General features: G+C 51.4%; 10 protein-coding genes. 9 read left to right on the top strand and 1 reads right to left on the bottom strand.

Annotated features, from left to right (window positions below):
- Positions 1-88: 88 nt before the first annotated feature.
- From H8B09_RS21630 to H8B09_RS21600, 7 genes are all read left to right on the top strand, one after another.
- Positions 89-469, top strand: a complete 381-nt coding sequence (locus H8B09_RS21630; RefSeq protein WP_191205624.1) for a GntR family transcriptional regulator — start codon at positions 89-91, stop codon at positions 467-469.
- 35 nt (positions 470-504) lie between these two features.
- Positions 505-1,902: a DUF5808 domain-containing protein gene (locus H8B09_RS21625; protein WP_318152685.1), complete on the top strand. Its 1,398-nt coding sequence runs from the start codon at positions 505-507 to the stop codon at positions 1,900-1,902.
- Between the two features lie 132 nt (positions 1,903-2,034).
- The gene (locus H8B09_RS21620) at positions 2,035-3,297 is read left to right on the top strand and encodes a PQQ-binding-like beta-propeller repeat protein (protein WP_191205623.1); all 1,263 of its coding nucleotides are present in this window, start codon (positions 2,035-2,037) and stop codon (positions 3,295-3,297) included.
- A gap of 261 nt (positions 3,298-3,558) precedes the next feature.
- A complete protein-coding gene (locus tag H8B09_RS21615) occupies positions 3,559-4,845 on the top strand; it encodes a LysM peptidoglycan-binding domain-containing protein (protein ID WP_191205622.1) in 1,287 nt (428 codons plus the stop codon).
- A gap of 177 nt (positions 4,846-5,022) precedes the next feature.
- Positions 5,023-5,943, top strand: coding sequence for a phosphoribosyltransferase (locus H8B09_RS21610; RefSeq protein ID WP_191205621.1), 921 nt, complete (start codon positions 5,023-5,025; stop codon positions 5,941-5,943).
- Between the two features lie 43 nt (positions 5,944-5,986).
- Positions 5,987-7,231: a hypothetical protein gene (locus H8B09_RS21605; RefSeq protein ID WP_191205620.1), complete on the top strand. Its 1,245-nt coding sequence runs from the start codon at positions 5,987-5,989 to the stop codon at positions 7,229-7,231.
- Positions 7,232-7,458: 227 nt separating this feature from the next.
- Positions 7,459-16,095, top strand: a complete 8,637-nt coding sequence (locus tag H8B09_RS21600; protein ID WP_191205619.1) for an Ig-like domain-containing protein — start codon at positions 7,459-7,461, stop codon at positions 16,093-16,095.
- A 59-nt stretch (positions 16,096-16,154) separates the two neighbouring features.
- On the opposite strand, the gene H8B09_RS21595 is transcribed toward H8B09_RS21600, so the two are convergent.
- Entirely contained in the window at positions 16,155-17,054 is a 900-nt protein-coding gene (locus H8B09_RS21595) for a LysR family transcriptional regulator (RefSeq protein WP_191205618.1), read from the bottom strand.
- A gap of 64 nt (positions 17,055-17,118) precedes the next feature.
- Here H8B09_RS21595 and H8B09_RS21590 point away from each other — a divergent pair, with 64 nt between their 5' ends.
- Both H8B09_RS21590 and H8B09_RS21585 read left to right on the top strand, forming a co-directional pair.
- Entirely contained in the window at positions 17,119-18,447 is a 1,329-nt protein-coding gene (locus tag H8B09_RS21590; protein ID WP_318152684.1) for an MFS transporter, read from the top strand.
- A gap of 353 nt (positions 18,448-18,800) precedes the next feature.
- The gene (locus H8B09_RS21585; protein WP_502572614.1) at positions 18,801-19,082 is read left to right on the top strand and encodes an alpha-glucosidase C-terminal domain-containing protein; all 282 of its coding nucleotides are present in this window, start codon (positions 18,801-18,803) and stop codon (positions 19,080-19,082) included.
- Positions 19,083-19,126 lie beyond the last annotated feature (44 nt).

The raw sequence follows: 19,126 nt of genomic DNA, 5'->3' as shown, positions 1-19,126 counted from the left end.
TCCCAGGATCTATAGACATTAAGTATTATTTGTATTAGTATATATAATACATAAAATAAAATTGATGAAGACTTTGAGGTAATGAAGCATGATCATTTCATTGGAATTAGACAGCGAGACGCCGCTGTATGAGCAGCTGCGCAATCAGATTGTGATAGGAATTGCCATGGGAACGTTGGCAGAGCAGGAGAGGCTGCCATCTGTGCGGCAGCTTGCCGAGGATCTGGGCATTAACACCATGACCGTGAATAAGACGTATGCCTTGCTGAAGCAGGAAGGGTATATCGTCATTGATCGGCGGCATGGTGCGAAGGTTGCTCCACGAGCAGCGGTCGGGCAGGAGCCTACCGAGCAGTTGACCCATCAGCTTCAGCTTATTATCGCGCAGGCGGCGATTCAAGGTGTGGACCAGTCGCGTTTCCAGACGTTATGCGGACAGATTTTCGCCAAGATGGCTTACCAGACCTAACGAGACGGCAACATTCTACTACTAGCTGCGATGAGGTGACGGTTATTTATACGGCGATCTTGTTAGGAACAATCATATTGTGCTACATCGTCATGCTTGCTGTCTATTGGCCGCAAGCACGATATGCGAAAGGAATGCTGTTCGCGATTACGCTTCCGGAACATGTGATGGATGACTCGAACATTCAAAGTATTCAGCTCCGGTTCAAAAAGCGTTTCGTACAGGTCAGCCTATGGATGACATTGCTGCTCATTCCATTTATCGTGTCGTACAACTGGATCGCGTACCAGACCCTTTATTACTTCGCTTGGCTTACCGCATTCTTCATTGTCATGGCAGTCCCGTTCCGCCGTGCTTTCCGCGAGACGCTGGCATTGAAGCGAGAGAAGGAATGGTTCGTCGGGAAGAAGAGAGTGATTACAACCGATTTGCGTGCAGCTTATTTGAAGAATAAGCATATGGCTCCCGCATGGCTGTTCGCGATTCCATTCGCCCTATCGATTGGACTAATGTTGTGGGGCATGCGTATGGATGCTTCGATGCTATCCGTTACATTGTCGGGGCTCTTCATAACGGCCCTGCTGTGGTTCATCTCCATTCAAGCACGACGAGTGAAGTCGAAGGTGTATAGTGCCAACAGCGAAGTGAATGTGAGCTTGAACCAGGCGAACCGCAGAAGCTTATCTTATCTATGGCTGACGGTAGCGGTGATCGAGAATGTTCACTTCCTAGTGCTAGCAATGTTAGTTCATGCCGATGACTCAGCTTCGTTCGGTGTGTGGCTCACGATGTCGATTCTATTGGCAGCCATTCCGATACTATGGATTTGGCAGGTGTATCGTACGATCAGCGAGCGAGAGCGTGAATTATTAGCGTTGGACGACAAACCGATCTACACGGACGATGATGAATACTGGGCGAACGGCTTCACTTATCATAATCCGATGGACCGCAGCGTGATGGTCGAGAAGCGAGTTGGGATAGGGATGACGATCAACACAGGTACGACGGCCGGAAAAATCATGATGTGGGGCATGTTTGGCCTTATCTTTGCAGTTATTGCAGGTGCATGCTTCATTGTTGTCCGAGCGGAGTTTACCGCTCCTAGTCTTGTGGTGACGGCGGAGCATCGAGTGAAGATCGATTATCCGATGTATTCCTATTCTTTCAATGCAGACGATATCAAGCAGATGACGCTTATTGAGCGAGTTCCTTCAGGCATGAAGACAGAAGGGGAAGCGACTAATAAGTATGCGCGCGGACATTTCAGCTTGAAGGAATTAGGGAAGACGAGACTGTACATATTCAAAAACAATCCGCCTTACATTCAGATTAAGCTGGCGGATGGCTATATCATCTACAACGATAAAGATCCAATGGTAACGGAACGGCTGTATGAAGAGATTCGTCAACAACTGCCTGCATCCGAATAGGGAGCGGTTTTTTTGTTGTCATTATATCATATCCTTTTATTTACAAGGATTTTTAATGAATGCAACGAATTAGTCACTTAGCATTAGTGGTTTGAGATTCTAGTAGTCTAAATACTTAATGAGGTGCAGCGAATGAGGAAGTTAATGGTGTGGGGCTTCATTGTTCTATGTGCGGGACTGCTTATGACGACCAGTTCCGCTCTGGCAGGGGGCAGCTTAACGCAAATTCCACCCAGTCAGTTTACTACTGTAAAGCTCGGAAACGAATCACATGGCCAGTTCAGAGGGGTTGGATCCTACCAATTCACGAGTCTATCGCAGGCGAATACACCAAAGGATATGTACTATTCACCCACGACCAAATGGACATATGCACTCGACAATTTCAATGTGTTCAAACATGTTAAAGAGCAAGTGCTGGCTGCCTTTGATACTAAGGGAAAACAGATGTGGAAAGTATCTGTTCCGGGAGACGGATACCGACAATTGATAATCGGCCCCGATAACATTTTATATGTATATGTACTGCCTTCTATTAACTTACAAGCCAAGGAGCCGAATTTGCTGTATGCGTTCGACTTGAAAGGACAATTGAAATGGAAATATGTATTCGAGGAACCACAGCAAATGTTTGTTCCTGTATGGGCGTTAGGGCCGCAGAGCTCCTTCTATACTGTTACGAACAACTCCATAGTGTGCATACAGAACGGGAAGTTAGTGTGGGAGATGCAGGTGCCGACGTATACGAATAGCCTCAATTTGTTGCAGACAAAGACATGGGATATTCTAGTGGACGGTAATGGAAGTTTGTTCATGCAGGATGAGGAAGGCTGGGTAGAGAAACGAGATGCGAAGCAGCAGCTGGTCTGGCGGGCACAGCTAGGGTCCGATATACTCGGACTGGTCGGGGATGACCGTTACCTTATAAGCTATCAGCATATGAAGCATCAGTATTATGATGCGGCAACAGGTAAACCAGTTGCTAGTCCGAATCTTGATTATGCTGCCTTGGATCGATCAATGCTTCCGAATGATAGGAAAGGAGGATTCTATGCCCCGGAGAAAATCGACAAGAATGGAGTGGCCTCGGGCAATGGAATCGTTAAGTTCAATGAGAAGGGCCAGGTCATCTGGCACTATAAAATTCGCTTCAGTGGATACTCATCTATTCGCGAGTTGATGAGTGATGCACAGGGCAATGCTTATTTTCTTGATAACGGCGGGCATCTCTACTCCGTTGATCCGAATGGTAACGAGCGTTTCATTGTACTGTCGAAGGATGAAAAGGAGACGAGGGGAACGTACCTCCCGCTTTATGTTAGTCCAGAAGGGGTTGCCGTATCTTCGAATGGAGATGTAGGAATGTATAGGATTGCAGCTATTATGAGAAAGTAATCGCAATAAGAGGGGGGGGCTGTCCTTTAAGGAACAGCCCCTCTCTTTATTATACCAAAATAGGAGCTTTGGGCTCTTCTGACTCGGATACCTTCGACGTGTTGAATAATCCTTGGCCTCATGCAGGTTGGGGATTGTTTATTTTTACAAGCTAAAAAAGGACAGACGGGTCTTCGTCCATGATGGTCTAACGCCTCTACTATGGAATACGCATTAATTGATGCCAGTTGGATGTCGTAACCATAAGGTGAGGAGGCTGTTATGCAAATTCATGTCATACAGTCCGGACAATCGCTCTATCAGCTATCGCAAACATATGGAATACCTGTTGCAACGATCGCGGAAGCGAATGAAATATCGCCGTCCGAGACACTGGTCGTCGGACAAACATTAGTCATTCCGATCGTCGGGTCCTATTATTGGGTGCGGCCTGGCGACACGCTGACTAGCATTGCGCGAACCCATGGTACAACGGCGGCGCGACTGGCGGAAGTGAATCAGATCTCGATCAACGGCAGCTTAACGCCAGGGACACGGCTGTACATTCCGCCAAGACCGCGGCGTGCGGCGGAGATTAATGCTTACGTTGAGCCGCGCGGCAATCATGTCGCGCCTGCACTGCTCAATGCGTCCCGCGAGGCGGCGCCGCATCTCACGTACCTGGCTCCGTTCAGCTTCCAGATCAATCGCGACGGGACGTTGAAGCCGCCACCGCTCGGCGGTTTAAGAGAGATTGCACGCCAGAACGGTGCGGTGTTAATGATGGTCGTTACGAATCTGGAGAATGGCCAATTCAGCGCGGACCTCGGTAATGTCATTCTTAACAACGAGCAGGTGCAGAACCGGCTGTTGGACAATGTCATTCAGACGGCGAAGGCGCAAGGATTCCGTGACATTCACTTCGACCTCGAGCATCTTCGGCCGCAAGACCGCGAGGCGTACAATCGTTTTCTTCGCAAGGCGGCGACGCGGATTCATAATGAAGGGCTGCTCATCTCGACTGCGCTAGCTCCGAAGACGAGTGCGACGCAGGCTGGGGAATGGTACACGGCGCATGATTATCATACGCACGGGCAAATCGTCGACTTCGTCGTCATTATGACGTACGAATGGGGCTACAGCGGCGGTCCGCCAATGCCGGTATCTCCGATTGGTCCTGTGCGGCGGGTGCTCGAGTATGCGCTGACCGAGATGCCGGCCTCGAAGATTATGATGGGGCAAAATTTGTACGGTTACGATTGGACGCTTCCTTTTGTACAGGGAGGGGCGTACGCCAAGGCAGTCAGTCCGCAGCAGGCAATTAATATCGCTCGTCAACATAACGCTGCGATTCAATATGATTATGAGGCGCAGGCGCCGCATTTCAACTATTGGGACAATAACGGCAAGGAGCACATTGTCTGGTTCGAGGATGCTCGTTCGATCCAGGCGAAGTTCGATTTGCTGAAGGAATTGGGGCTGCGCGGCATCAGCTATTGGAAGCTGGGTCTGAGCTTCCCGCAGAACTGGCTGTTAATCGAAGATAACTTCCAAGTGACGAAGAAGTAGAGGGGCCCTCCTTGAAGGGCAGCGACCGCTAGATGTCACTGTGATTCTATGAATCCACAACCGCGTCGAGTTGTGGATTTTTGCTGTCATCGGCCAGCGGATTGTGTGTTACAATCTTGTAGAATTATAGGTCGATTGGATAGTTCTACTAATAGAAGGGCTAGGAAGGGGAGCATCATGAGACGGCATATTTATTTGGACTATAATGCGATTGCATTGCGATTGGATGCGATGGCAGAACAGATTAAGCAAGCCAGGCACGAGGCGCTGGTCATCATTCTCCGCGGCGGTTCCTTCAGCGGCGTGCATCTGGCGTTTCTGACGGGGCTGCCGATTTATTTTCTCCGATATGATCGAACGCTTCAGCAAGTAAGTTGGGTAGGGTCAGCGCCTGAACAGACGAACGTTCTGTTGTGCGAAGACTTCGCGGGCAGCGGGAAAACGCTCATTAACTGCAAACAGTTTCTTGAAGATGCGGGCTATAAGACGGCGACCTGCGTGGTCTGTGTGGACAGGCTGTCGGCATCGGTGCCGGATTATTCGTGTTTCTGGCTGCAAGGGGAGGATGCACGAATTATTCTCCCTTGGGAGCGGTATCGAGTTAATCATGCGGTGGACCTTGGACTTGGGCACAAGGATTTGGAGTATGAGAAGGTTGGCTGGGACATGGACGGCGTGTTCTTAGATGATGTTGCCAGCGAGCATTATGTGGCTGATCTTGAGAATGCGCTGCAGATGCGGGACAAGCTGCTGCCGGCGCCTTACGCCCCAGAGATGATTCAAGAGGACATTATTATTACAGGCAGACCAACGCAGGATGAGGAGCGAACGCGTCGTTGGCTGCAGCAACATCACCGTTATGAGCTGGAGCTGCACCTTCGAGACGACCTGGTGGAGAAGCCAACATCGCAGACGACCGGGGAGTGGAAAGCGAAGAAGGCGCTTGAGCTCGGCTGTACGCATTACGTAGAGAGCGATGCGGAGCAGGCGGTGTTCATTGCGGCTCTATACCCGCAGCTGCGGGTGATCTGGTGGAACAGCGGCAGGCCGATGCTCATTCAAGCTTCGCGTACGACGCTTCGTGCACCACAACTTTAAACGATAATATCTCTGATCAGTCATAAAAGGACGTGAGCGGCTCATGTATTGCAAACATTGCGGTGGATTCATCCAGCTTCCAGCGGACCACTGCTCCAAATGCGGCATCTTGGTTAGTGCGCAGCCCGACCCGCGCTCGAAGTTCGTGGAGGAGGACACGGCTGCTTCGAATCGGAGCAGGCGCTGGAAGCATTGGCTGCGCCAAGCAGCCGTAGGCGCACTCATCGCTGGCTTCGGCGTATTAATCTGGCTGCTGACCTATTGGCTGATGGATACGAAGATGCTGAAGGGCAAGACGTTGGAACGCGGCGATGATATTCTATCCATCGTGTTTAATATAAGCTCTTCGACACTGACGCTTGTTGGTCTGGTGACGATCTTCGTCTCCATTAACGGGCAGCATCGCATTCAGCGGTGCCGGGAAATTCTGTGGGAGCTGATGGAGCTTCCGTATCAGTGTTGGAACGACCGCGGGAAGTTCGAGTACAAGTTTACGCTGGAGCAGGGAATTCGCCAGCGGTTTCTGGCGTACAAGGAAGTGCTGTACAGCGGACGGACGTTCAACTACGTCATCGTCATGTTCGCTTTCGTTATCATTATTATCGTATCCTCGATGATTACGGCAACGGTGACGGGGATGGGCTCGGCTTATTTTACCAATATGAATGAGGCAGCTTTCATTAAGCACACGGTTCGACTTGGCGTCGTTATGATGCTGGCATTCGGGCTGCTTATTCTATCGCTCTCTCGTATTTCGCTCATTGCCAGCCTGCCGAGTCTGCACAATCTGATCGATACGAATGCAACGAAGACCGGATTGTCCAGCATTCTGTTCGCAGCGATTACGATGCGGGTCATTCCGACGAATCCGCTCGTTATCCGGTTCGCTTTCCCGTTCCGCAACTTGCAGATCTGTCCGTGGATCGTCGGCACGCTGCGAGAGAACGGGGAAGAGGTGCAGTTGATTGGCGGGCCATTCGAGACCGATCCGAATAAGGAGTCGCTGAAGCTTGCGCATATCGATCATGATCGAGCGCATCGGCTGCAATACTTGGTCCTGCCGGAGTTCGATGTGACGTTATATTCGAAGGTGAAGTATCAGTTCGAGCTTCAATCGAAGCAGGGAACGGTGTATGTTCGTTTCGAGCACGCTGCGGGTAAGGTTACGGGCGAGGACGGAGTCGAAGCTGAGATTACGGTTCTGAATCAAGATTGGATCCACCCGATCGGCATCGGTCCGAAGCTGGCGGTTGAGAGTCAATTGTTCGAGAAAGTGGTACCGAGATAGGACCTATTATACCGAATATCGAGACAGCTCTTCCCTTGATTTTACAGGGCGGGAGCTGTTTTTTGTTAGGAATAGAGTCAACAAGCTTCTGATTGAAAAAAAATATATATTTATATGTCGAACTCTATTATAATCTGGTAGGAATTGTCGAGTTTAATAGGTATCTTTTACTAGGCTTTTGGTCTGAATGAACGGATCGAGGCACAACAATATAAAGGAGGAAGAAGATGAGGACGTGGGCAAGAATCAGAAGAGTGACCATCATGCTGACATTCGTTACGATGCTGATCGGTCAGGTTATATTCGGCGGTTTTATTAATGTTAACGTTGCCCAGGCAGCGGTTAATGTCGATTACAACGTGGCGAAGAAGATTGACCTTTCGACCAAAGGACTGGACTACGATATGACCAATTTAACTTATGGCCAGTTTATTGGCTTGCCGGGTGGAAAGGTCGGTATATTAGGGGGGACGGCTGTTGGTCACAGTTATTCTGTCCTTGATAGCAACGGGAATAAAGTGTTCTCGCTGCCGCTTAATACGAATGCCATTATGGGCGCGAGGGCGAATAATTATCAAGAAATATTCGCAAGCCCAATGGCGAATGGCAATACGGTTATCATGTGGTCGGGGCAACCGACCGGCTGCGATCAAAAAAAGGGTTATCCCGTTCAATTCATTATCGTGGACGGACAGGGTAATGTGGTACAATCGGCCACTGATATTAGTACCGCAACCGCAGATTACAATTGTTATATAAGTTCTCAGCAATTATCGAATGGCAACATTGCATTTGTATATCAGGTTACGGGTGCAGAGTATTATTACCGGATCTTTAATCCGACGACGAAAGCGTTCCTGTCGAATCCGGTATCGATTGAAGGAGCAGGCGCAACGGATTCAACTTATACACATGTTCTCGCAGCAAGCTCCAACGGCACGTTTATGATTGTGTACCATTCTTATCAAGCCACCCAATATCATGTCGCCGTTTATCAGAATGATGGCACGAGAATAAAGGCATTCGATTTTGCAATGGAAGATACGTATGGAAATGGAGAAAAATCGCTTGCCTCTTTATCCAATGGCAATTACGCGTTGCTGATCAACACATTGTCTGGTTATCAGCTCCAAGTCTTTGATAGCAACGGCAATACCGTCGGGGCATCCATTACGAGCGGACTGAAATACACGACGAACAATGGATCTATAGTAGAGGGTCCTGGAGTATTGGGACTGGGCGACGGCGGATTTCTTGTCGTTGACAATGTGTACCAAGACATTGCTCCCGATTATCCGGGACAGCTGTATGTGAAACAGTACAACAATGACGGTACTTTGTATAACAATAACAGCAACTGGATCCCGACGGGTGTCGAAGGAAGCGTTCATACTTACGGATGGGCTTTCAGCGGCTATGATAAAGGATTCGGCTTCCTGAACTGGGACGATTCCAAACTATATACTTTCGGGATGGATACTAATGTTCCGGTAACGGGAGTAACCCTTAATAACTCCACTCTGAATTTAACAACAGGTGGAACGACGAGTACTTTGACGGCTGCAGTTGCACCGTCTAACGCGACCAACAAGAATGTGACATGGAGCTCGGATAATACGAGCGTCGCCACGGTTGCGAACGGAGTTGTCACGCCAGTGAGCGCAGGAACGGCTCACATTACGGTTACGACGGTTGACGGCTCGAGGACGGCTACGGCTACTGTAACGGTTACGACCCCGGTAGCAAGCGTAACGTTGGATCGTACGTCATTGAACCTGGAAACAGGCGGAGCGACGGTTACCTTGATAGCTACGGTGAATCCTGCGAATGCCACGAACAAAAGCGTGACGTGGGCGTCCAGCAATGCGGGCGTTGCGACAGTTATGAACGGTATCGTAACTCCTGTAGGACCAGGAACGGCAACGATCACTGTAACAACAGCTGATGGCGGGAAGACTGCAGCATGTACCGTAACGGTTGTAACGCGAGTTACGGGCGTAACGGTTTCGCCTACGACATTGGATCTCAAGGTTGGAGGTCCTACGGGCACGATTACGCCTGCAGTCAGCCCGGCAAGCGCAACGAATAAAGGTATAACTTGGAGCTCGGATAATACCGGTGTCGCAACTGTCGCCAACGGTGTTGTTACCGCAATAAGTAACGGAACCGCACATATTACGGCCACGACAGTGGATGGCGGCTTTACGGCAATAAGCACTGTAAACGTAACGACGCCTGTAACGGGCGTGACGTTGGACAAGTCGACATTGAATCTGATTAAAGGCGGGGCTGCAAGTACGTTGACGGAAACAGTCAACCCTTCGACTGCCTCGAATAAGGGCGTAACATGGGTTTCGGCCAACCCAAGCGTCGCGACGGTCACGAATGGTGTTGTAACGCCGGTCGGAGCAGGCACAACGATCATTACTGTTACAACCAATGATGGCGGCTTTACTGCAATGAGCACGGTAACAGTGAAAACGGCGGTAACCGGCGTAATGCTGGATCAGTCGAAGCTGCAATTGTACAAGGGCGGAGCGACGGGCACGCTGACGGCAACGGTCAATCCGTTAGATGCCACAGATCAGAATTTAACGTGGAGTTCGGATGATACGAACGTAGCGACGGTAGTCAATGGCGTCGTTACGGCAGTGGGCGACGGTACTGCGCATATTACGGTCACGACAGTGGACGGTGGCTATGCGGCGACTAGTGAAGTAACGGTCACGACGCCGGTAACGGGCGTAACGCTGGATCATTCGACACTGCATTTGTTTACAGGCGGAGCAGATGAAACGCTGGTGGCGACCATCAATCCGTCAGATGCGAGCAATAAGGCTGTAACATGGAGCTCGGATGATACGAATGTAGCAACAGTAGTGAACGGCGTTGTTACGCCGATTGGCGTAGGCACAGCGAATATTACAGTCACGACAGCGGATGGCGGATTTGCTGCAACGAGCGTTGTTACTGTCACGACGCCGGTAACAAGCGTGACGCTGGACCAACCGACAATGCACCTGTATAAAGGCGGAGCGCCAGGCACATTGATCGAGACGGTGAATCCATCGGATGCGACGGATAAAAGCGTAACTTGGAGCTCGGACAATACGAACGTAGCGACGGTAGTCAATGGCGTCGTTACGGCAGTGGGCGACGGAACCGCACATATTACAGTCACGACAGTGGACGGCGGCTATACGGCGACTAGTACCGTAACCGTAACGACGCCTGTAACGGGTGTAACGTTGGACCAATCAACGTTGAACTTGTTTGTAGGCGGAGCGGATGAAACGCTGGTTGCAACTGTTAATCCATTGGATGCGACAGATTCGTCCGTTACATGGAGTTCGGATGATGCGAATGTAGCGACCGTAGTGAATGGCGTTGTCACGCCGGTTGGCGTAGGCACGGCGACGATTACAGTCACGACAGTGGATGGTGGATTTGCTGCAACGAGCGTTGTTACTGTCACGAAGCTGGCAACAGGCGTGGCGTTGGACCAACCGACAATGCATCTGTATAAAGGCGGAGCAACGGGCACGCTGACGGCAACGGTCAATCCGTTGGATGCGACGGATAAGAGTGTAACTTGGAGCTCGGACGATACGAATGTAGCGACGGTAGTCAATGGCGTCGTTACGGCAGTGGGCGACGGTACCGCACATATTACAGTCACGACAGTGGACGGCGGCTATACGGCAACAAGTACCGTAACCGTAACGACGCCTGTAACGGGCGTAACGCTGGACCAAACAACGCTGAACCTGTTCGTAGGCGGAGCGGATGAGACGTTGGTTGCAACGGTGAATCCATTGGATGCGACAGATCCTTCCGTTACATGGAGTTCTGACGATGCGAATGTAGCGACCGTAGTGAATGGCGTTGTCACGCCGGTAGGCGTAGGCACAGCGAATATTACAGTCACGACAGTGGATGGAGGATTGACTGCAACGAGCGTTGTTACTGTGACGAAGCCGGTAACAGGCGTGACGTTGGATCAACCGACAATGCACCTGTATAAAGGCGGAGCAACGGGCACGCTGGCAGCGACAGTTGTTCCTTTGGATGCGACGGATAAGAGTGTAAATTGGAGCTCGGACGATACCAGTGTAGCGACGGTAGTGAATGGCGTTGTTACGGCAGTGGGCGACGGTACTGCACATATTACGGCCACGACAGTGGACGGCGGTTATACGGCAACTAGTAGCGTAACCGTAACGACGCCTGTAATGGACGTAACGCTGGATCAATCAACGTTGAACTTGTTCGTAGGCGGAGCGGATGAAACGCTGGTTGCAACGGTTAATCCATTGGATGCGACAGATTCGTCCGTTACATGGAGTTCGGATGACGTGAATGTAGCGACGGTAGTGAATGGCGTTGTTACGCCGGTTGGCGTAGGCACAGCGAATATTACGGTCACGACAACGGATGGCGGATTTACTGCAACGAGCGTTGTTACTGTGACGAAGCTGGCAACAGGCGTGGCGTTGGACCAACCGACAATGCACCTGTATAAAGGCGGAGCAACGGGCACGCTGACGGCAACGGTCAATCCGTTGGATGCGACGGATAAAAGCGTAACTTGGAGCTCGGACGATACCAATGTAGCGACGGTAGTGAATGGCGTCGTCACGGCAGTGGGCGACGGCACTGCACATATTACGGTCGAGACAGTGGACGGCGGCTATACGGCAACAAGTACCGTAACGGTCACGACGCCGGTAACCGGCGTAACGTTAGACCAATCAACGCTAAACCTGTTCGTAGGCGGAGCGGATGAAACGCTGGTTGCAACGGTTAATCCATTGGATGCGACAGATTCGTCCGTTACATGGAGTTCGGATGATGCGAATGTAGCGACCGTAGCGAATGGCGTTGTTACGCCAGTTGGCGTAGGCACAGCGACGATCACGGTCACGACAGCGGACGGCGGCTATACCGCAACAAGCACAGTCACAGTTACCAAACAAGTAACTGGCGTTGCGTTGGATCAGCCGACGTTAAGTCTGATTAAAGGCGGAGCAGCGGGAACGCTGGCAGCGACAGTCGTTCCTTTGGATGCGACGAATACTTCTGTCATATGGAACTCGGATGATACGAATGTAGCAACGGTTGTGAATGGTGTCGTAACACCAGTAGGAAATGGTACAGCGACAATTACCGCAACAACGGTGGATGGCGGCTATACCGCAACTAGTATTGTTACTGTCACGACGCCAGTAACAGGCGTGACAGTGGATAAGTCCACGCTGGACCTGTATGTTGGCGGAGCGGATGGGGCGCTGATTGCAACGGTGAATCCGGCTGATGCAACGGATAAATCTGTGACATGGAACTCGGACAATACAAGTGTAGCAACAGTAGCCAATGGTATCGTCACGCCAGTAGGTATAGGCACGGCAACTATTACGGTTACGACGACAGATGGTGGATACACTGCAACAAGCACAGTAACGGTTACGAAGTCGGTAACGGGTGTGACGTTGGACAAATCGACATTGAATCTCATCAAAGGCGGAGCAACTGAAACATTAAAAGCGACAGTTGACCCATCGGATGCGACGGATATTTCTGTCACATGGAGCTCGGATGATACGAATGTAGCAACGGTAGTGAATGGAGTCGTAACGCCGATAGGAAATGGTACAGCGACAATTACCGTAACAACGGCGGATGGCGGTTATACCGCAACAAGCACAGTAACGGTAACGACGCCAGTACTGGGCGTAACGCTGGATCAGTCGACACTGAGCCTAACGACTGGTGGCACGGCAGCAACACTGAGCGCGGCGGTGAATCCGTCGGATGCATCGAACAAAGCGGTAACGTGGAACTCCAGCAACACGAGCGTAGCGACAGTCGTTAACGGCGTTGTTACGCCAGTAAGTGCGGGAACAGCGACGATCACGGTAACGACGGTCGACGGCAGCTTCACTGCAACGAGCACGGTAACCGTGACGGACCCAGTTGGACCAGTGACATCCGTAACAAACGTAACGCTGGATCAACCGACGCTTAGCCTGACGACAGGCGGCACGGCAGCAACGCTGACCGCGACGGTGAATCCGTCGAATGCAACGAACAAAACGGTAACGTGGAGCTCCAGCAACACGAGCGTAGCGACAGTCGTTAACGGCGTAGTTACGCCAGTAGGTGCAGGAACAGCTGCGATCACGGTAACGACGGTCGACGGCAGCTTCACTGCAACGAGCACGGTAACCGTGACGGACCCAGTTGGACCAGTGACATCTGTAACAAACGTAACGCTGGATCAACCGACGCTTAGCCTGACGACAGGCGGCACGGCAGCAACGCTGATCGCGACGGTGAATCCGTCGAATGCAACGAACAAAACGGTAACGTGGAGCTCCAGCAATACGAGCGTAGCGACAGTCGTTAACGGCGTAGTTACGCCAGTAGGTGCAGGAACGGCGACGATCACGGTAACGACGGTCGACGGCAGCTTCACTGCAACGAGCACGGTAACCGTGACGGACCCAGTTGGACCAGTGACATCTGTAACAAACGTAACGCTGGATCAACCGACGCTGAGCCTGACGACAGGCGGCACGGCAGCAACGCTGATCGCGACGGTGAATCCGTCGAATGCAACGAACAAAACGGTAACGTGGAGCTCCAGCAATACGAACGTAGCGACAGTCGTTAACGGCGTAGTTACGCCAGTAGGCGCGGGAACAGTGACGATCACGGCAACGACGGTCGATGGCAGCTTCACGGCAACAAGCATCGTGACGGTAACGGACCCTGTTGTACCGCCAACAAGCGTAACAAGCGTAACATTGGATCAGTCGACGCTGAGCCTGACGACAAGCGGCACGGCAGCAACGTTGACCGCGACGGTAAATCCATCGAATGCAACGAACAAAACGGTAACGTGGAGCTCCAGCAATACGAGCGTAGCGACAGTCGTTAACGGCGTTGTTACGCCAGTAGGCGCGGGAACAGCAACAATCACGGCAACGACGGTCGATGGCAGCTTCACGGCAACAAGCATCGTGACGGTAACGGACCCTGTTGTACCGCCAACAAGCGTAACAAGCGTAACATTGGATCAGTCGACGCTGAGCCTGACGACAAGCGGCACGGCAGCAACGTTGACCGCGACGGTAAATCCATCGAATGCAACGAACAAAACGGTAACGTGGAGCTCCAGCAATACGAGCGTAGCGACAGTCGTTAACGGCGTTGTTACGCCAGTAGGCGCGGGAACAGCAACAATCACGGTAACGACGGTCGATGGCAGCTTCACGGCAACAAGCATCGTGACGGTAACGGATCCAACGAATCCAGTAACGAGCGTAAAAGGCGTTTCGTTGAACCATAAAACGCTCAGCCTGACGGTGGGTGGAGCAGCCGCGACGCTGAATGCAACGGTGACACCAGGCAACGCGACAAACAAAAACGTTACGTGGAGCTCCAGCAACACGAGCGTAGCGACAGTCGTAAACGGCGTTGTTACGCCAGTAGGTACGGGAACAGCAACAATCACGGTAACGACGGTCGATGGCAGATTCACGGCAACGAGCATCGTGACGGTAAGTAATCCTGATCCTTCTCCCGGCACAGGCACGACTACAGCGCCAGATGATGGATTTGAGGTGCTTGTAAACGGCAAGCCGGAGAGCGCAGGCAAAGTAACGACGAAAGAAGAGAACGGCCGTAAGGAAACGACGGTTACCGTTGACACGGATAAGCTCGAAAACAGACTGGCATCCGAAGGCCAAGGGGCTGTAGTTACCATTCCTGTTCCAGTTATGACCGATTCGCTCGTCGTCGTGCTCAATGGTGAAATGGTTAGCAAATTGAATGACAAGAATGCGGTTGTAGTCATTCAGACAGATCGTGCAACCTACACGATTCCTGCGGACCAAATCAACATCGGAGCGATATCAGATCAACTCGGCAATGCAATCGATCTGAAGGACATCCAAATTCAAGTCAAAATCAGCGAGCCATTGGATGCGATGAAGAGCGTCGTGAAAAATGCAGCGGGCAGAGGAAAGTTTACGGTCGTTGCGCCACCGCTTGATTTCTCCATCCAAGGTATCTATGGAAACAGCACAGTTGAGATTTCGAAGTTCGATGTGTATGTTGAACGGCTCCTCTTGATTCCGGACGGTGTTGACCCGAGCAAAATTACAACAGGCATCGTCGTGGAACCAGATGGAACATTCCGTCATGTACCTACACAGGTGCTTGAAATTAACGGCAAACATTACGCAGCGATCAACAGCTTAACGAACAGTACGTATTCGCTCGTATGGCATCCTGTTACATTCAGCGATGTGAACAATCATTGGTCCAAGGATGCGGTCAATGATATGGGATCACGCCTCATTATTGAGGGCGTAGGGAATGACCTGTTCCAGCCGAACCGAGACATTACCCGTGCGGAATTCGCGGCTATTATCGTTCGTGCATTGGGACTAGAGCTGGAAAGCGGCAAAGCGCCGTTCAGCGATGTGACGAATACAGCATGGTATAACGATGTAATCAATACAGCTTACAAGTATGAACTGATTAACGGCTTTGAGGATGGAACATTCCGTCCTAGCGATCTCATTACGCGCGAGCAGGCGATGGTCATGATTGCGAAAGCAATGAAATTGACGGGGCTCAAGGCGAAGCTGCCTTCTCAGTCGGTAGACATATCGCTTGAGTCATTCGAGGATGCCTTGAAGGCGTCGGCTTGGGCACTAGATGGAATTGCCGACAGTGTTCAGGCGGGTATCGTAACAGGCCGAAACGGTTCAGAGCTAGCGCCGAAGGATAACATCACGAGAGCCGAAGTGGCTGCAATTATTCAGCGGCTGCTGCAGAAATCCGATCTTATCTAATTGTTTTCGATTATACAAAGAGCCGCTTCCCTTAAGGGAGGCGGCTTTTGCATTTTTTATCAATCATTCGCAGGGGCTGGCTTGCTGAAGAAATCGGTAACGAACTCGCGGAAATGCACGGCGGCTGCGGACAGGTAATGCTTCTTGTTCCAAGCGATGCCGAACGTTCGCTGGCAGACGGGATCGGATATTGCGACCTGAACAGTATCGGGATGCGAGGCTCGCTTACCCAATGACAACGGCAGGGTGAACGTAATGCCAAGGCCCATCTCAACGAGCGTCTGGATGGAACTGACCTCCTCCAGCTCGAAGGCAATATGAGGCTCGAACCCCGCTCTCCGGCAAAATCCATCGGTTATCTCTCTGAAATTCGATACCGAGGACAGCGTAATGAAAGGCTCGTCTGCCGCTTCGATCAGCGCAATGCTATCTCGCGAGGCGAATCGATGCCCCTTTGGCACCGTCAGACACAGCTCTTCCACCGCCAGCGTCATCCACTCGATATCCGGACCGGTAATCGGTGTCGTACAGATGCAGAAGTCGATGTCGGCACGCTCAAGCTCCGCCTTCATCTCAAGCACGGAACCAAGCTGCCGCTGAATAATGCGGACATGCGGATGCGCGGTTAGAAAATCTTTGAGCAGCGTTGGCAGCACATAAGGGAGCGTCACCGAGACAGAGACGACGCCTCGCTCAAGGCCCGCCATGTCAGTCAGCTCTCGTTCACCTTCCTCGAGTTCAAGAAAAGCCCGTTCCACGCGACGGAGATAAGTTCGGCCGTACGCATTCAACTTTACCTGTCGTCCTTGTCGTTCGAATAAAGGGACCCCCAGCTTCTTCTCGAGACGCTGAATCGAGTTGCTGAGCGAAGGCTGCGACACATTCAATTCTTTGGCCGCCTTCGTTATATGCTCCAGCCGTGCGACGGCCTGAAAATATTTTAACTGAAGAAATTCCACAGCGATTCACTCGCTCTCCATATCACTTTAATGTGATGAATCTATCACTGAATTAGTATTATACATGATGAGTCTCCACTTTTATAATGATCTAACATATAGAAAGCTTTATTTGGAGAATGGAGAGCGCATTGTCGTGATAAGGGAGAGAATCTGGACTAGAGATTTCATTGTTGTCTGTTTGAGCAGTTTTTTCATGTTCATGACGTTTTATATTCTGGCGACGGCATTTCCGCTTTATGTACGGGACAGTCTGCATGGCGATCAGCAGCAGATGGGACTGGCGATTACGGTTTATGTAGTTGGCGGTGTGCTGGGACGGCCGTTCTCGGGATTATGGGTGGATCGGTTCGGGAAGAAAAAGATGGCGGTCATCGGGATGGTCATCTTCCTACTCGCCTGTGTCAGCTACTTCGGGGCGAAGGGCATGGTGCTGTTCCTCATCGTTCGTCTCCTGCACGGAATTAGCTACGCTGTTGCATCGACTGCGACGAGCACGGCTGCTACTGTTATTATTCCAACTTCGCGGCAGGGCGAGGGCATCGGTTATTTCAGCATGTTCATGAGCATCGCGATGGCGATCGGACCCGCGCTCGGGTTGCTTCTATGGAAAGACCATAATATAAATGTGCTGCTGACCGGTGTAAGTGTGATCGCAGCTGCATCTCTTATATTCACGCTTGGCATTCGGCTGCCGAAGGAGCAGAACAATCAGCCGACTAAGCCAGAGCAGCTGGCGGATGTTTCGACAGTACAGCAGCAGGAGCAGGAGTCCCAGAATAACAAGAAGCGGGGCTGGGGAAAATTCCTCGAGCCGAAAGCTGTGCCGATCTCGCTCGTCGGATTTATTCTCAGCTTCGCATACAGCTCGCTGTCCGGTTTCTTCGCTTCGTTTGCCGAGGAGATTCACCAATCGAATATCACGGCGTTATTTTTCGTCGTATTCGCGGTTATGATTGTGGTGTCACGGCCTATTGTAGGCAAAGTGTTCGATAATTATAGGGAGCACTACTTGTACTATCCGGGCATTGCGTTATTCATTGTTGGGATGCTCGTATTAAGCGCGGCTCATTCCGCATTCATGGTGCTGCTGTCGGCTATGGTGCTCGGCGTCGGATACGGGGCGCTGCTGCCATGCTTCCAGACACTAGCGATCAAGTTGTCGCCCGCACATCGAAGAGGAAGCGCAACCGGCACATTCTTCTTGCTGTTCGACTTAGGCTATGGCTTCGGCTCATATTTCATGGGCATGATCGCATCGTTCACCGACTACCGCGTCATGTACGAAGGCGCAGGTGTAGTTGCACTGTTATCAGCCGTCGGCTACTATATCCTCCATCACCGCCGCCAAGCGAAGCGTTCCACGCTTCCCCGCCAGGCAGGTGTAGCATAAAGGAATCCCTCGAACGCTTATGCGTTTCTGGGGATTGTTTGTTTCCTCGTCTGTGACGTAGTGGCGAAATTTCCTCAACGTTGGAGAGAGCTGAGTTGTAACGGACTGAGATAACACTATTCGCACCAGGTAAGGTAGTCCGCCATCATTAGGGACTCAGGAGACCTTATTCTCTATGTTTGCCAACTAACCAACTCGTTTTCCACTCGATAGTGCTCCTCGAGTCCGTTAGATCCGAAACTAGCCAATTTCGAGCCGAGTAGCGCCGCTGCGGTCCGCAACCGCTGTTCGAGAAGGATGAGATCGGCTGGTATGATCTCACCATGCAGACGTTCTATAAGGGGCTCATTGATTTGAAACATAACAACGAGGCGCTGTGGAATGGCAATGCAGGGGGCGTGTATCATTCGCTTGAGGCGGGCGATAACCATGTGCTCGCGTTCGAGCGGACGAAGAACGACAACACGGTAGTCGTGATGATGAATTTGTCCGCGGAGCAAGTGGAGACGAGCGTTAAGCTCGATCAAGCGCTGGCGGGCGCGTATACGTCGCAGAGCGGCGAGGCCGCGGAGCTGAAGGCGGAGCAGATGGTCGATCTCGCGCCTTGGGCGTACGAGATTTATGTGAAGCAGTAGATAGTGCTAATCTTAAGGGGCTGTACCGAGGTCATTGTGTGAAC

Source organism: Paenibacillus terricola (genome assembly GCF_014779765.1).
In the GTDB taxonomy this organism is placed as follows: Bacteria; Bacillota; Bacilli; order Paenibacillales; family Paenibacillaceae; genus Paenibacillus_T; species Paenibacillus_T terricola.
The sequence above is the reverse complement of the archived record's forward strand: the minus strand, read 5'-3'. Positions and strand labels throughout refer to the sequence as shown.

Bases quoted from the DNA above. Each gene is read 5' to 3' on its own strand.
- H8B09_RS21615 (WP_191205622.1), top strand. From the start codon at position 3,559: ATGCAAATTCATGTCATACAGTCCGGACAATCGCTCTATCAGCTATCG.
- H8B09_RS21630 (WP_191205624.1), top strand. From the start codon at position 89: ATGATCATTTCATTGGAATTAGACAGCGAGACGCCGCTGTATGAGCAG.
- H8B09_RS21610 (WP_191205621.1), top strand. From the start codon at position 5,023: ATGAGACGGCATATTTATTTGGACTATAATGCGATTGCATTGCGATTG.
- H8B09_RS21605 (WP_191205620.1), top strand. From the start codon at position 5,987: ATGTATTGCAAACATTGCGGTGGATTCATCCAGCTTCCAGCGGACCAC.
- H8B09_RS21620 (WP_191205623.1), top strand. From the start codon at position 2,035: ATGAGGAAGTTAATGGTGTGGGGCTTCATTGTTCTATGTGCGGGACTG.
- H8B09_RS21590 (WP_318152684.1), top strand. From the start codon at position 17,119: ATGATGAGTCTCCACTTTTATAATGATCTAACATATAGAAAGCTTTAT.
- H8B09_RS21600 (WP_191205619.1), top strand. From the start codon at position 7,459: ATGAGGACGTGGGCAAGAATCAGAAGAGTGACCATCATGCTGACATTC.